At 60.5% G+C, this 14,465-nt stretch carries 16 protein-coding genes; 10 read left to right on the plus strand and 6 right to left on the minus strand.

Annotated features, from left to right (window positions below; translation table 11 throughout):
• The first annotated feature begins 319 nt into the window (after positions 1-319).
• The 6 genes from hisB (at position 320) to OZ428_RS02230 (ending at position 4,189) form a co-directional block, all read left to right on the plus strand.
• Positions 320-913 (plus strand): imidazoleglycerol-phosphate dehydratase HisB, encoded by a 594-nt coding sequence (hisB, locus tag OZ428_RS02205; RefSeq protein WP_003218037.1) that lies wholly within the window; start codon positions 320-322, stop codon positions 911-913.
• Positions 913-1,551 (plus strand): imidazole glycerol phosphate synthase subunit HisH, encoded by a 639-nt coding sequence (hisH, locus tag OZ428_RS02210; RefSeq protein ID WP_269132567.1) that lies wholly within the window; start codon positions 913-915, stop codon positions 1,549-1,551. The genes hisB and hisH overlap by 1 nt, the downstream gene beginning before the upstream one ends.
• The gene (locus OZ428_RS02215; protein ID WP_012721747.1) at positions 1,552-1,809 is read left to right on the plus strand and encodes a DUF2164 domain-containing protein; all 258 of its coding nucleotides are present in this window, start codon (positions 1,552-1,554) and stop codon (positions 1,807-1,809) included.
• 39 nt (positions 1,810-1,848) lie between these two features.
• Positions 1,849-2,586 (plus strand): 1-(5-phosphoribosyl)-5-[(5-phosphoribosylamino)methylideneamino]imidazole-4-carboxamide isomerase, encoded by a 738-nt coding sequence (gene hisA / locus OZ428_RS02220; protein WP_003187784.1) that lies wholly within the window; start codon positions 1,849-1,851, stop codon positions 2,584-2,586.
• Between the two features lie 9 nt (positions 2,587-2,595).
• Positions 2,596-3,366: an imidazole glycerol phosphate synthase subunit HisF gene (gene hisF, locus OZ428_RS02225; protein WP_003171107.1), complete on the plus strand. Its 771-nt coding sequence runs from the start codon at positions 2,596-2,598 to the stop codon at positions 3,364-3,366.
• Between the two features lie 67 nt (positions 3,367-3,433).
• On the plus strand, positions 3,434-4,189 hold the full coding sequence (locus OZ428_RS02230; protein ID WP_269132568.1) for a substrate-binding periplasmic protein: 756 nt from the start codon (positions 3,434-3,436) through the stop codon (positions 4,187-4,189).
• Here OZ428_RS02230 and OZ428_RS02235 read toward each other — a convergent pair.
• The 5 genes from OZ428_RS02235 to OZ428_RS02255 form a co-directional block, all read right to left on the minus strand.
• Positions 4,142-5,434 (minus strand): Vps62-related protein, encoded by a 1,293-nt coding sequence (locus OZ428_RS02235; protein ID WP_269132569.1) that lies wholly within the window; start codon positions 5,432-5,434, stop codon positions 4,142-4,144. The two genes, OZ428_RS02230 and OZ428_RS02235, sit on opposite strands and share 48 nt — an antisense overlap.
• Positions 5,435-5,521: 87 nt before the next feature.
• Positions 5,522-7,108, minus strand: a complete 1,587-nt coding sequence (locus OZ428_RS02240; protein ID WP_269132570.1) for a trypsin-like peptidase domain-containing protein — start codon at positions 7,106-7,108, stop codon at positions 5,522-5,524.
• 66 nt (positions 7,109-7,174) lie between these two features.
• Positions 7,175-7,960 carry a divergent polysaccharide deacetylase family protein gene (locus OZ428_RS02245; protein ID WP_269132571.1) on the minus strand — a complete coding sequence of 262 codons (786 nt, stop codon included), beginning with the start codon at positions 7,958-7,960 and terminating at the stop codon, positions 7,175-7,177.
• Between the two features lies 1 nt (position 7,961).
• Positions 7,962-9,278: a S41 family peptidase gene (locus OZ428_RS02250; RefSeq protein ID WP_033896914.1), complete on the minus strand. Its 1,317-nt coding sequence runs from the start codon at positions 9,276-9,278 to the stop codon at positions 7,962-7,964.
• Positions 9,279-9,308: 30 nt separating this feature from the next.
• Entirely contained in the window at positions 9,309-10,604 is a 1,296-nt protein-coding gene (locus tag OZ428_RS02255) for a murein hydrolase activator EnvC family protein (protein WP_269132572.1), read from the minus strand.
• A gap of 305 nt (positions 10,605-10,909) precedes the next feature.
• Here OZ428_RS02255 and OZ428_RS02260 point away from each other — a divergent pair, with 305 nt between their 5' ends.
• A complete protein-coding gene (locus OZ428_RS02260) occupies positions 10,910-11,371 on the plus strand; it encodes a PBECR2 nuclease fold domain-containing protein (protein WP_269132573.1) in 462 nt (153 codons plus the stop codon).
• A 215-nt stretch (positions 11,372-11,586) separates the two neighbouring features.
• Here OZ428_RS02260 and gpmI read toward each other — a convergent pair whose 3' ends face one another.
• A complete protein-coding gene (gene gpmI / locus OZ428_RS02265) occupies positions 11,587-13,113 on the minus strand; it encodes a 2,3-bisphosphoglycerate-independent phosphoglycerate mutase (protein ID WP_269132574.1) in 1,527 nt (508 codons plus the stop codon).
• A 151-nt stretch (positions 13,114-13,264) separates the two neighbouring features.
• Here gpmI and OZ428_RS02270 point away from each other — a divergent pair, with 151 nt between their 5' ends.
• The 3 genes from OZ428_RS02270 to secB are packed head-to-tail and all read left to right on the plus strand — an operon-like array spanning position 13,265 to position 14,455.
• The gene (locus OZ428_RS02270; RefSeq protein ID WP_010213877.1) at positions 13,265-13,678 is read left to right on the plus strand and encodes a rhodanese-like domain-containing protein; all 414 of its coding nucleotides are present in this window, start codon (positions 13,265-13,267) and stop codon (positions 13,676-13,678) included.
• 1 nt (position 13,679) lies between these two features.
• The gene (grxC, locus tag OZ428_RS02275; protein ID WP_033896917.1) at positions 13,680-13,934 is read left to right on the plus strand and encodes a glutaredoxin 3; all 255 of its coding nucleotides are present in this window, start codon (positions 13,680-13,682) and stop codon (positions 13,932-13,934) included.
• Positions 13,935-13,975: 41 nt separating this feature from the next.
• Positions 13,976-14,455 (plus strand): protein-export chaperone SecB, encoded by a 480-nt coding sequence (gene secB / locus OZ428_RS02280; protein WP_010213875.1) that lies wholly within the window; start codon positions 13,976-13,978, stop codon positions 14,453-14,455.
• Positions 14,456-14,465 lie beyond the last annotated feature (10 nt).

Here is a 14,465-nt window from a genome sequence, read left to right on the forward strand (position 1 = left end):
GCCCTTACGGGATTGTTGTGGTGAGTGAGCTTGTGTGGTGAGCGGGCTTGCCCCGCGCTGAGTGGCGAAGCCGCCCCTTGTGAAACCACTGCGCTTTTTCAGATAGAGCGCAGTGGCTGCTTTTGGGGCTGCTGCGCAGCCCAGCGCGGGGCAAGCCCGCTCACCACAACAAGCAAGCCCTCAGACAGGGGGGCGTTCACATGTATGCACATGTCTATCCCCGACACTCCATCAGTCTTATCCCCTCCGATGTTTCTGTTTAGCGCCCGCGCCCCTATAATGGCTGCCTTTTTCGCCCAATGATTTTGCGGAGCTGGTGATGGCCGAACGTAAGGCGTCCGTCGAGCGCGACACTCTGGAAACCCAGATCAAAGCCTCGATCAACCTGGATGGCACCGGAAAGGCCCGATTTGATATCGGTGTACCTTTTCTTGAGCACATGCTGGACCAGATCGCCCGTCACGGGCTGATCGACCTGGATATCGTCAGCAAGGGCGACCTGCACATCGACGACCACCATACGGTGGAAGACGTGGGCATCACCCTCGGCCAGGCGTTTGCCAAGGCCATCGGCGACAAAAAAGGCATCCGTCGCTACGGCCACGCCTATGTCCCGCTGGACGAAGCGCTGTCGCGCGTAGTCATCGACTTCTCCGGCCGCCCAGGCCTGCAGATGCACGTGCCCTACACCCGCGCTACCGTGGGCGGCTTTGATGTCGACCTGTTCCAGGAATTCTTCCAGGGTTTCGTCAACCACGCACTCGTCAGCCTGCACATCGACAACCTGCGCGGCACCAACACCCACCACCAGATCGAAACCGTGTTCAAGGCTTTCGGCCGCGCGCTGCGCATGGCTGTCGAGCTGGATGACCGCATGGCCGGGCAAATGCCCTCGACCAAGGGCGTGCTGTAATGCAGACGGTCGCGGTTATCGATTACGGCATGGGTAACCTGCACTCGGTGGCCAAGGCCCTCGAACATGTAGGCGCCGGCAAGGTGCTGATCACCAGCGATGCCAACGTGATTCGCGAAGCCGACCGGGTGGTGTTTCCCGGCGTCGGCGCGATTCGTGATTGCATGGCCGAGATCCGCCGCCTGGGCTTTGACAGCCTGGTGCGCGAAGTCAGCCAGGATCGTCCGTTCCTCGGTATCTGCGTGGGCATGCAAGCCTTGCTCGACCGCAGTGAAGAGAACGACGGCGTCGACTGCATCGGCCTGTTCCCAGGCCAGGTGAAGTTCTTCGGCAAGGACCTGCATGAAGACGGCGCTCACTTGAAAGTGCCGCATATGGGCTGGAACGAAGTCAGCCAGACCGTCGACCACCCACTGTGGCATGACATTCCGGACCTGGCGCGTTTCTACTTCGTGCACAGCTACTACATCGCCGCCGGTCAGCCCGGCCAGGTGGTGGGTGGCGGTCACTACGGCGTCGATTTCGCCGCCGCGTTGGCCGAGGGTTCGCGCTTTGCCGTGCAGTTCCACCCGGAGAAGAGCCATACCCATGGCCTGCAATTGCTGCAGAACTTCGCCGCCTGGAATGGGCGCTGGTAAATGGCCAGGAAGCCGAAGCAGCCGGTCTTGAACCTCACGCCTGAACAGGAGAGTGAGGCTACCCTCAAGATCAAGCGCTTCATGGAGGACCGCTTCGAGCTCAAATTGGGTTCGTTCGAGGTTGCCGAGATTCTTGAGCTGTTCACCACCGAAGTGGCTCCGCATTATTACAACAGGGCGATTTTCGATACGCAGACGCTCCTTAAAGAAAGGTTCGAAAGCATCGAAAGCGACCTGTGGTCGCTTGAGAAACCCTGATTTCCCAAGCATTGCTGAATATCGAATAAGGTTTGCCAGATGCTGATTATCCCCGCTATCGATCTCAAGGACGGCGCTTGCGTCCGTCTGCGCCAAGGCCGCATGGAAGACTCCACCGTGTTCTCCGATGACCCGGTGAGCATGGCTGCCAAATGGGTGGAAGGGGGCTGCCGTCGTCTGCATCTGGTGGACTTGAACGGCGCCTTCGAAGGCCAGCCAGTCAACGGCGAAGTAGTGACCGCGATTGCCAAGCGCTACCCGAACCTGCCGATCCAGATCGGTGGCGGTATCCGCTCCCTGGAAACCATCGAGCACTACGTCAAGGCGGGCGTGAGCTACGTGATCATCGGCACCAAGGCCGTGAAAGATCCGGCGTTCGTCGCCGAAGCCTGCCGCGCGTTCCCGGGCAAAGTGATCGTGGGCCTGGACGCTAAAGACGGTTTCGTCGCCACCGACGGCTGGGCTGAAATCAGCACCGTGCAGGTCATTGACCTGGCCAAGCAGTTCGAAGCCGACGGCGTGTCCGCCATCGTTTATACCGACATCGCCAAAGACGGCATGATGCAGGGCTGCAACGTACCGTTCACCGCCGCGCTGGCCGCTGCGACCAAGATCCCGGTGATCGCTTCCGGTGGCATCCACAACCTGGGCGACATCAAGTCGCTGCTGGACGCCAAGGCCCCCGGCATCATCGGCGCCATCACCGGCCGTGCGATCTACGAAGGTACCCTGGACGTTGCCGAAGCCCAGGCTTACTGCGACGCCTACAACGGCTGAGGACTGACCATGGCGCTGGCCAAACGCATCATCCCTTGCCTGGACGTCGACAACGGTCGCGTGGTCAAGGGCGTCAAGTTCGAGAACATCCGCGACGCCGGCGACCCGGTGGAAATCGCCCGTCGCTACGATGAGCAAGGTGCCGACGAGATCACCTTTCTCGACATCACCGCCAGCGTCGACGGCCGCGACACCACATTGCATACCGTGGAGCGCATGGCCAGCCAGGTGTTCATCCCGCTGACCGTGGGCGGTGGCGTGCGTACCGTGCAAGACATCCGCAACCTGCTCAACGCCGGCGCGGACAAGGTGTCGATCAACACCGCCGCCGTGTTCAACCCGGAGTTCGTCGGCGAAGCCGCGCAGCACTTCGGCTCGCAATGCATCGTGGTGGCCATCGACGCCAAGAAAGTCTCCGGCCCGGGCGAAACCCCGCGCTGGGAGATCTTCACCCACGGCGGGCGCAAACCCACCGGCCTCGACGCGGTGGAGTGGGCGATGAAGATGGAAGGCCTGGGCGCCGGGGAAATCCTGCTGACCAGCATGGACCAGGACGGCATGAAAAACGGCTTCGACCTCGGCGTCACCCGTGCCATCAGCGACGCGCTGGGGATTCCGGTGATCGCTTCCGGCGGCGTCGGCAACCTGCAGCATTTGGCCGACGGCGTCATCGAAGGCCACGCCAGCGCGGTGCTGGCGGCGAGTATTTTCCACTTTGGCGAATACACCGTTCCTGAGGCAAAAGCCTACATGGCCGCGCGCGGTATCGTCGTTCGCTAAACGCCGCTGGACACCATGGCAAGTGCGCGGCACTCTCTGCGCTTGCCATGGATTCCGGTATCCCTTCATGTTCAAACAGCTGCTGCTCGCCCTCGCCAGTACGTCCATCCTTTTGGCGGGGTCGGCCCATGCCGAGGAACCGTCCGGCACCACCCTGGTGTTGCTGACGGAAAACTTCCCGCCCTACAACATGGCGAAAAACGGCAAGAACTTCGCCAAGGAAGACAACATCGAAGGCATTGCCGTGGACATCGTGCGCGAGACCTTCAAGCTTGCCGGCATTTCCTACAACCTGACCCTGCGGTTTCCTTGGGAACGAATCTACAAACTCGCCCTGGAAAAACCCGGCTATGGCGTGTTCGTGATGGCCCGCCTGCCGGATCGCGAAGCCCTGTTCAAATGGGTCGGCCCCATCGGCCCGGACGACTGGGTGCTGTTGGCCAAGGCCGACAGCAAGATCCAGTTGGCCGACCTTGAGCATGCGCGCCGCTACAAGATTGGCGCCTACAAGGGCGATGCCATTGCCGAGACCCTGGAGAAGCAGGGGCTCAACCCGATCGTTGCGTTGCGTGACCAGGACAACGCGCAAAAGCTGGTGGATGGCCAGATCGACTTGTGGGCCACCGGTGACCCGGCGGGCCGTTACCTGGCCCGCCAGGTCGGGGTGACCCAACTGAAAACCGTCTTGCGTTTCAACAGCGCCCAGTTGTACCTGGCCCTGAACAAAGACGTGCCGGATGACGTAGTGGCCAAGCTTCAGGCAGCACTCGATGAGTTACGGCGCCAGGGTGTCGTCGAACAGATCGTAGCTCGTTACCTCTAGCTCGGGTTCCGCTTGAGGGGCGCTCAAGCGCGCAAGCGTCTCCTCCGGTTGCCGCTCGGCGTCCCGGGATTCGCTCAGGTAAATATGATCGCCATTGGTATAGCTGACGGTGCCTGAGACTTGGCTGCCGTCCTGGCGTAACAGGCGGTATTCACTGTGCAGAAGGTAGGCCGCAACAGCTTTGTTCGGCGCAATGTAGGTGATGATTTCCAGCGATGACGGTTGGCTCCAACCCTTCGCCGAGCGTTGTGTATGGGTGAAGTCGCGATCCAGGTGCGCCGAGAAGGCCGGATCATAGGCGGCTGCGTACACGGGCCACTCCTTGCTCAGGTCGACGTTTGTATTGAAAGCCAAGGCTTTGGCATTGCCTCCCAGCTCGCCTTTGGTGGCGGTCCACATGAATGGCTGGCTGGTTGCCTCAGCGTTGTGCCCGAAGCCTGCGAGCAGTTGGCGATCGGTGCGCTCCAGCCGGTAAACCAGCGATGACTGGAACTGTTCGATCACCGTCAGTTCCGGGTCTTTCACACAGAACCAAGGTAATTCGCATACCTGGACGGTGGGCGTGGTTTCTTCAAGGGCAGGGCTTTCAGTCCCGACGAGAACCGGCGCTGGCGGCAGGTCGTTGAGCTGCGCGGTCAGTTCCAGGCGTAGCGAATAGGGCGCATGGCCCGGCCTGGCATAGCTGTTATGGGCGACGAACGTGCCGGGTGCCAAATAGATTTCTCCCGCTGGTGCATCGGGAGGCGTGATCGACCATGTGCTCAAATCGCTGGCGGAACCGCTGCCTTTGTCATTCCAGATCAGCTCGCCTACTTTGGACGCCACCACCAGATCTTCCCGTACGCAGCGCACGGCATGGAGCGAAGGTTTGTCGTAGTTAACGCCGTATACCAACCCCATCGCCACATAGCCTTGCGGTGGTATTGGGCGCCAGATAGACGCGTTGCTGAGTGCGCCGGTGCCTTCGTCGTGCCACACCAACTGGTAATCCACGGGCGGGCGCAGGGCGGTGCCATCGACCTTGTTGGCGTCGCTGACCACGGCGACGACTTTGCTTTGATTGACGTTGCGATAGTGATCGACCGCAATATCGCCCAGGGAAAAAAACGCGTTCAGTGCGTCGGATGCTGTGCTGGGGCGCCACAAACCGATGGCGCTGTGTGCGCCTGATCCCTTGTCGTTCCACAGGGGCAGGAACTCGCAGGTGAAACTGATGAGCAGGTCGTTGAATTGCAGAGGGTTCATTGGAAGGCTCTCCAGTAGATGGGAGCCCCAACTATCGTGCAGTTCAACGGGCGGCAAGCGGTAGGTATATAGCGTTGCCGCCCGCTTTCAGCGAGGTTTTAGCAGGTCGACACGCAGGGTCGAAGGTTGGTCTGCCTGATCGAAGGCGTAGGTGCAAATCTTGATTGGTGTTGCTCTTACGGTGAGCAATTTTACGAACTTGTCCGGTAGCGTTTCTGGTACATCGTTAAGCGGGTGTACCAGATCGATGGGCTCATCTTCGTCTTCGTCAGTCAAGGGCTCGGGGGGGATCGGCAGGTAGCCAACAGGGCGCAGGCAGTCGGTGGTCGCCGCCGGGCCATACTTGTAGGTGTAGCGCTGCATGAACGGCGGGGCCAGGTGCCAGCTCACGGTATAGGCCAGCAGCCCATGTTTATCGAGGTTGATCGAGAGGTTGGGGGTGCGCGCGGGGCCGGGCTCGGCGAGTTCAACCGCGAGGGTCAGCGCATTGCGCATCATGCCGTTGGTCACCGGTTGCTCGGCGGACGTTACGCCGACGATACACAGCATGTGCATGCCGGTTTGCGGGCCGATGGCGTCGTCGATATACGCCTTGTCGGCTGCTATGGGCGAGCTGTAGTGCACCGGATTTTCGCAGTCCAGTGCGTGGCGCGTGGGTTTGTAGCGATAGAACGGCGTGTTGGTGGTGAACTTCAGGTTCCAGCGCGGCACGATGTCTGTGCCTTTGCTGCCGGCCTTTTTGATGAAGTATTGCTGAATCGGTTCCGGGTTTTTGAAGGTGATTGTGGTGGTCGGGAAGAGATCACAGTGCTCGCTGTCGGATTGCAATACGCCAGCAGAAAAGCACCTGTTCAGGAACGTTACCGGGCTGCCGTAGTTGGTGTCGGCATGCCAGGAAGGTTGCCCGCTGTTGACCTCGCAGGGCGCGTCGCGCTGACACTTGTGTTCTTCGGACTGGCCAGTGGTGCTGGTACTGAGAATGCCGAACACGGTGTTGTTTGCGCGATCCAGCAAAGGCCCGCCAAAGCTGCCCAGGGTGATGCCCTGGCACTGGTTTTTCATGGTGACACGCCATACGAACGGCTGCTCCACCAGTTCTCGAGAGCTTTGTTGGGTGCAGGCAGAGAGATGCAAGGTGTCCCATTCCGGCGCGGCCAGGGCGAGGATGTCGTTCCCGTCGGCGGGAATTTCGTCGGCAAGCTTGAGCGGGTTGATGCCGTCTTTGAGCAGGGTTGCCAACGAGGCTTGCAACTCGACAATCGCCAGGTCCATGCCCTGGCTGCTGCCCCACTTCAACGTTTTGACGGGGTAGGTCTTGAGCGACGCCAGGGTGTCGGCGAAATAGTTGAAGCTGATGCTGCCCTTTATCGGCAGGTCTTTTTGCACCGGTCCATTGAGGCGATGCAGGCAGTGACTGCTGGTGAGCACGTACGCCGGTCCGGATTGCCCGGCGGCGTCGCGGGTATCCAGCAAGGTGGCCGTGCACAGGGTCTGGGCTTCGTTCCTGATGCGGCCAACGCCGTTCCACTGGTTGTGCTCTTGGTGGGCGTTGGTGAGCGGGCGTGCCGGACTGGCGTTAGTCAGGCCTTCGCCGAAATCCTTGGGGGCCGCAACGGGTGCGCCCGCCAGATACCCGAGCAGCAGCCCGGAAAGAACGATGGGGGTGATGTTCATGAAACGTCCTGTAAGAGTGAACTGAAGGGCTCACTATTCAGGGTGCAAGCGTGGTGCGAGCGGTACTTATTTAGCGGCGGGCCGATAGGTCCCGTCTTTGCCGTGCCCGGCCATGGCCTGGTTACTGCGCACGCTGATCATCAGCTTGATATCGATCCAGTCCACGCCCTGGGCCTTGAGCTTGGGCAACTCGCGTTCCAGCACTGCCAGGGTCTGCGGATACGGGTGGCCGATCATCACGGCCGAGCCCTGTTTGTGGGCCAGTTTGATGGCGGTCTGCAACTGCGTGGTGATGGCGGCTTCGGTGCGCTCGTCATCCAGGAACACATCCCGCGAGACGCTGGCCAGGCCGATCTTTTGTGCCTCGGCAGCGGCGACGGTCTGCGCGCTGGTGCGGCTGTCGACAAAGAATTTGTTGCGCCGTTGCAGCTCGGCCATCAACCACGCCATCGCTTGCGGCTGCGCCGTCATGTGGCTGCCCATGTGGTTGTTGATGCCGGCCGTGTAGGGCACGGCCTTGAACGCCGCGTCCAGGCGCTTGCCGAGTTCTTCGATGGACAGCTCCGGATGCCAGGCAAACGGACCGGTGGCCGGATCCATGGGCATGTGCAGGATCACGATCTTGCCGGCCTTGTGCGCTTCGCGGGCGAATTCGGCGGCGTGGGGCGTGTCGGGCATGATTGCCGTGGTCACCGGCCCAGGCAGGGCCAGCACACGACGATCCCGGGGCAGGTTTTGCCCAAGGTCGTCGATGATGAGGGACAGGTAGGCTTTGGATGGCTCGCTGGCCGGGGTCGCGTGGGCGACTCCGGCCAGGCTGCACAGCACAGCGATGATCAGGGCAAAACGCATATCAACGGCTGCGCGTGATGCTCAGGCCCTTGAGCAGGCTCAGCGCCTGGGCCAACTGGTAATCGTCGTCCTGCGGCATCGGCTTGGCTTTCTTGCTGCTGCCGGTTGGCTGGTCGGCGCCGCCGTTGCCATTGCCCAGGTGACCTTGCAGGTCGGCCTCTTTGTAATACTCGCTGTCGATCTCGTTGGTGATCTTGGCCTTGCGCACCTCGATGTCCGGCACGATACCCTGGGCCTGGATCGAACGGCCATTCGGCGTGTAGTACAACGCGGTGGTGATCTTCAGCGCACGGTCGTTGTTCAGCGGCAGCACGGTTTGCACCGAGCCTTTGCCAAAGCTGGTGGTGCCCATCAATACACCGCGTTTCTGGTCTTGCAGGGCGCCGGCGACAATCTCCGAGGCCGAGGCGCTGCCGCCGTTGATCAGCACGGCCAGGGGCACGTTTTCGCTGAGGTCGTTGCCGGTGGCCGAGAAGCGCAGTTCGGAGTTGGCGATACGGCCCTTGGTGTACACGATCAGCCCTTTGGTGATGAAGTGGTCGACCACTTCCACCGCCGACTGCAGCACGCCGCCTGGGTTGTTGCGCAGGTCGAGCACGATGCCGTTGAGTTTCTTGCCATTGTCCTTGCGCAGCTTGGCCAGGGCCTTGGCCACTTCGTCACCGGTCTTGACCTGAAACTGGGTGATACGGATGTAACCGTAGCCCGACTCCAGCAGCTGGCTCTTCACGCTCTTGACCACAATGGTCGCGCGGGTCAGCGTCACGTCGAACGGGTTGCCGCCGTCGCGTACCAGGGTCAGGGTGATTTTCTGGCCGATCTTGCCGCGCATCTTGTCGACGGCTTCGGTCATGGTCTGGCCACGGGTCGGCTGGCCGTTGATCTTCACGATAAAGTCGCCAGCCTGGATGCCGGCCTTGGACGCCGGGGTGTCATCGATCGGCGAGACCACCTTGACGTTGCCGTCTTCGGAGCCCACTTCGATGCCCAGCCCGCCGAACTCACCGCTGGTGCTTTCCTGCAGCTCGGCGAAGTCTTCCGGGCCCAGGTAGGCGGAGTGCGGGTCGAGGTTGCTGAGCATGCCCTTGATGGCATTTTCCAGCAGGGTCTTGTCATCTACGGGTTCGACATACGCGGCTTTGATCCGGTCCATGACCTCGGCAAAGGTGCGCAGCTCGTCCAGCGGCAACGGCGCCTTGGTGGTCGCGGCCGAGGCAGCAGGTGCCGCCGGAGCGGCCTGGTCGGCAAATGCCAGAGGCGCGCCGATCACCAGGGCGATCGTCAGGGCCAGCGAAGTGAGGCGGGACAAATGCAGCATGTCGAACGAACTCCTAATGTAGATGCAGCCCTATCCTTGGGAACGGCACCATTGTGCAGGATCGCTCGGGCGACCCTGCTGACGAATAGCGAAGTACAGCGCCGGGGTGTCCTGGCCACCACTGTTACCGACAGTGGAGATGGATTCACCGGCTTTTACAACATCACCTGCCGACTTGAGTAAAGTCTGATTGTGGCCGTAAAGGCTCAAATAGCCATTACCGTGGTCAAGAATCACCAACAAACCGGCACCGCGCAGCCAATCGGCAAACACCACGCGCCCACCGTGGACGGCGTGCACCTGGCTGCCGGCGGAGGCGCTGATCATCACGCCATCCCACTTCGCGCGGGTGTCATCGCCACGGGTTTCCCCAAAGCGTGCCAGTAATCGACCATCAACGGGCCATGGAAGTTTGCCGCGGGCTGAAGCAAAAGGGCCGCCGAAGTTCTCACCGGCGCTGGAAACCAGCGGGCCAGGCGCTGCATGTGCCGGTTTACGCGGTGCCGGCGCGTCCGAGGTGGCAGCCAGTTCGGCCTCACGCTGGCGCTTTTTTTCGGCTTCCTGCTGGGCGATCAGCGCTTTCTGACGCGCTTCTTCGGCCTCACGTGCCTGGCGGGCCAGGGTTTCTTCGATGGTCTTGAGCACTTTGGCCAGGTCAGCCTGGTCCTGCTCGCGGGCCTGCAGCTTGGCGTCACGGGCCTTTACGTCATCATTGAGTTTGGCCAAGGCCAGTTGGCGTTCCTTGCGGACCTTGTCCAATTCGTTGCGCTGAGTGTCGAGGGCGACTTTCTGGTCTTGCAGTTGGGATTGCTGGTTGGCGATCTCCTGCTCGACGTTGACCAACTGGCGCAGGGTCTCATTGAAGCTTTTAAGCTGCTCCAGGCGGGCCTTGCTCAGATAGTCGTAGTAGGTCAGGGTGCGCGCGAATTTCTCGGGGTTCTGCTGGTTGAGCAGCAACTTGAGGTATTCCTGGCGGCCGTTCTGGTAGGCGGCACGGGCCTGGATCGCGATCAGGCGTTGTTGTTCAACGCGTGCGCTCTGGAGTTTTTTTTTCTCAGCGTCGAGTCGCTCCAGTTCCGACTCGCTCTTCTTTAGTTCTTTTTGCAGCTCCTGGACCTGCTTCTCCAGCTTGCCCATCTCGGTCTCCGTGCCGCGCAGGTCTTTCTGCACCCCGGATTTCTCTTCCTGGAGCTTGCCGAGCAGTTTTTTCAGCTCGGTAATGTCCTGACGCGTAGCGTCCAACTGTTGTTGGGTTTGTGCACGCTCATCGGCAAACGCCGGTTGGAGCAGGCAGACAAGAGCAAGGGTAATCAAGGCGCGAAGCATAGAGGCGGGCGACACCAGGGAAATGGACGGCCTAGTATGCCCGCCAAGCGCAGCAAAAAAAACGCCTCAAAGCCAACTGCTTTGAGGCGTTCGTCATAAAAAGCCGTTTAGGGCGATTTAATCGGTTGGTTTAAGGGTTTAAACAAAATCGAAGAAACGCCTTGAAACGCTCCGGTTGAACGGATTTTTGGTTCTGGGAATAGACTCTCGAACCCGCTCATAAGGTAGTCGGCCCGATCGGTAATGCCCTGTATTCATGAACTCAAAGGCCAGCAAACCTGGCTTGATCACGGCTTGATCACGGCTTGCCCGACTTGCGTAGCCTCGACCGGGCTTATCGGTCCTGTTCGCTTGAGGAAGTGGCGACAGGCAAGGACATTGCTGATGCTGTTGAAGTCGTGGCTTCCAACTTGGGATTTACCGATTCAGCGTCCTCAGAAATTCGTATCGTTTCTCCGTTAGGAGAAGTGTTGATTCGGCGTGTAACGCTGCGGCACATAGTTGAAAAGCGACAAGATGCCAGAGAGCGATATGTGAAGTTTGCGCTGGATACACTCACCGGGCCTCTGGAAATTTGGCGTGTCGCTTACAGTGATGGTTCGACTCGTTTGGCCTTCATTGGCGCTTATGAAACCAAACGGCAAATGCTGGTGGTTGTGCATATCCAGGCAGGCAATCTGCTGTGGAATTTCATGCAGACCGATGCCAAGGCCTTGAACAAGCACCGTCATGGCGAACTGATCTACAGGCGCTACCAACTTTTATAGCAGGCAAAGAAAAGGGCAGTTCAAGAGAACTGCCCTAAATGACGTGCTTGATATTCATATACACACCCTCAAGCGGGGGTGTGGAGGTCTCACCCTACGCTGATGTCCAGCCATCGACGGGGTTCCTACGCCAGTTATCGCCGCTGGAGGCAACTGGTTTCGCGCTCAGGTCCATTATTGACGGGCTACTCGCATTGAGCAACCCCTGAAATATTTCAGACCAGGATTGAGGTGCCCGTCATCTCCACCGGCTTCTCCAACCCCATCAGCATCAGCATAGTCGGCGCCACATCCGCCAGCACGCCGCCATCACGCACCTTGAAATCACGCTTGCCGACATAGATGAACGGCACTGGCTCGGTGGTGTGGGCGGTGTGGGCCTGGCCGGTGGATTCGTCGGACATCTGCTCGCAGTTGCCGTGGTCGGCGGTGATCAGCGCTTCGCCGCCGACCTTTTTCAGGGCATCGACAATGCGGCCGACGCACAGGTCCAGGCATTCCACGGCCTTGGTGGCGGCTTCCAGGTTGCCGCTGTGGCCGACCATATCGCCGTTGGCATAGTTGACCACGATCACGTCGTAACGCTGGTGTTCGATGGCGTCGACGATCTTGTCGGTGACTTCCGGTGCGCTCATTTCCGGCTGCAGGTCGTAGGTGGCGACCTTTGGTGATGGGATCAGGATGCGTTCTTCGCCTGGGAACGGCTCTTCGCGGCCACCGGAGAAGAAGAAGGTCACGTGGGCGTATTTTTCGGTTTCGGCAATGCGCAGCTGGGTCTTGCCGTTTTTCGCCAGGTAATCGCCCAGCACGTTGTCCAGGCTGCCCGGAGCAAAGGCGGCGGGGGCCGGGATGCTGGCGGCGTATTGGGTCAGGCCCACGTACTGCACTTTCGGCTGGCGGGCGCGTTCGAATTCCTTGAAACCGTCTTCGACAAACACACGGCTCAGCTCGCGGGCGCGGTCGGCGCGGAAGTTCATGAACACCACGGCGTCGCCGTCTTCTACCTTCACCGGCTCACCGATGGTGGTGGCCTTGACGAATTCGTCGCTCTCGCCACGGGCGTAGGCGGCTTCGAGGCCTTCCTGGGCGGTGGCGGCGTGGAACTCGGCCTGGCCGTCGACGATCAGGTTGTAGGCCTGGGAGACGCGGTCCCAGCGGTTGTCACGGTCCATGGCGAAGTAACGGCCCACCAGGCTGGCGATGCGGCCTTTGCCCAGCGCTGCGAAGGTGGCGTCGAGCAGTTCGATGGACGATTGCGCGCTTTTCGGCGGGGTGTCGCGGCCGTCGAGGAAGGCGTGCAGGTAGATCTTATCGGCGCCGCGCTTGAAGGCCAGTTCGGCCATGGCCACCAGATGGTCCTGGTGGCTGTGGACGCCGCCATCGGACAGCAGGCCCATGAAGTGCACGGCCTTGCCAGCGGCCACTGCTTTATCTACCGCGGCGCAGATGGTCGGGTTCTCGAAGAACTCGCCATCGCGGATCGCTTTGGTCACGCGTGTGAAGTCTTGGTATACCACTCGTCCGGCGCCGAGGTTCATGTGGCCGACTTCCGAGTTGCCCATCTGGCCGTCCGGCAGGCCTACGTCCATGCCGGAACCCGAGATCAGGCCGTTGGGTACAGTAGCGGTCAGGCGGTCGAGTACCGGCTTCTTGGCCGCGTATACCGCGTTGTCGTGGTGGCTTTCACTGTGTCCGAAGCCATCGAGAATTATCAGGACCAAAGGTTTAGGCGTAGTAGTCATAGATCCTCTCGCGGCGGTAATAAAGGAAGACAATTGAAAAGGGAGTGGCAGTTTAAAGCGAAGTTCCGACCACGTCACCGCTTTACGGGGGTTGGCCCCCCCTGACGGCTGTGTATACTTACCGCCATTTTAACGCCCTGGAACCTCCTTGATGGTTGATCACCTGATTGCATTTGCCACTGCCCACTATCTGCTTGTGGGTGCCTTCGTCATCCTGCTGGCGCTGCTGATCGCTCACGAATTGAGCCGCGGTGGCCGCAGCCTGAGCACGGCGGAGCTGACCGCGCTGGTCAACAAGGACGAGGCCGTTGTCGTTGACATCCGCCCAGCCAAGGATTTCGCCACCGGCCACATCGTCGGTGCCCTGAACATTCCGCAGGACAAGCTGATCGCGCGCCTGGCCGAGCTGGAAAAGCACAAGGCCAAGACCATCATCCTGGTCGACGCCCAAGGCCAGCACGCCGGCACCCACGCCCGCGAAATGCTCAAGACCGGTTTCACCGCGGCCAAGCTGTCCGGTGGCATCAGCAGCTGGCGCGCCGATAACCTGCCGCTGGTGAAGTGATATGAGCCAGGTTGTCGTGTATTCCAGCGATTGGTGCCCTTACTGCATGCGGGCCAAGGCCTTGCTGGAGAAAAAGGGCGTTGCCTTCGAAGAAATCAAGGTCGACGGCAAACCCCAGGTGCGCGCCGAAATGGCCCAGAAGGCGGGGCGCACGTCCGTGCCGCAGATCTGGATCGGCGCCAGGCACATCGGTGGTTGCGACGACCTGTTCGCCCTTGAGCGCGCCGGTAAACTCGATGCGCTGCTGCTCGTCTGACTCCTAAACCCTAAAAGACCCCAAGATCACAAGGATCTGCGATGACTGACCAACAGAACACCGAAGCTGCAGAAGCCCAAGCGCCACAGTTCTCGCTGCAGCGCATCTACGTGCGTGACCTGTCGTTCGAAGCGCCGAAAAGCCCGGCCATCTTCCGCCAGGAATGGACCCCAAGCGTTGCGCTGGACCTGAACACCCGCCAGAAAGCACTGGAAGGTGACTTCCACGAAGTGGTGCTGACCCTCTCCGTGACCGTCAAGAACGGCGAAGAAGTGGCCTTCATCGCTGAAGTGCAACAGGCCGGTATCTTCCTGATCCAGGGCCTGGACGAAGCGTCCATGAGCCACACCCTGGGCGCGTTCTGCCCGAACATTCTGTTCCCGTATGCCCGCGAGACCCTGGACAGCCTGGTCACCCGTGGCTCGTTCCCAGCGCTGATGCTGGCTCCGGTGAACTTCGATGCCCTGTACGCTCAAGAGCTGCAGCGCATGCAACAGGAAGGTTCGTCGACGGTTCAGTAAACCGCCGATG

The sequence above is a fragment of the Pseudomonas sp. GXZC genome (assembly GCF_026967615.1).
GTDB lineage: Bacteria > Pseudomonadota > Gammaproteobacteria > Pseudomonadales > Pseudomonadaceae > Aquipseudomonas > Aquipseudomonas azotoformans_A.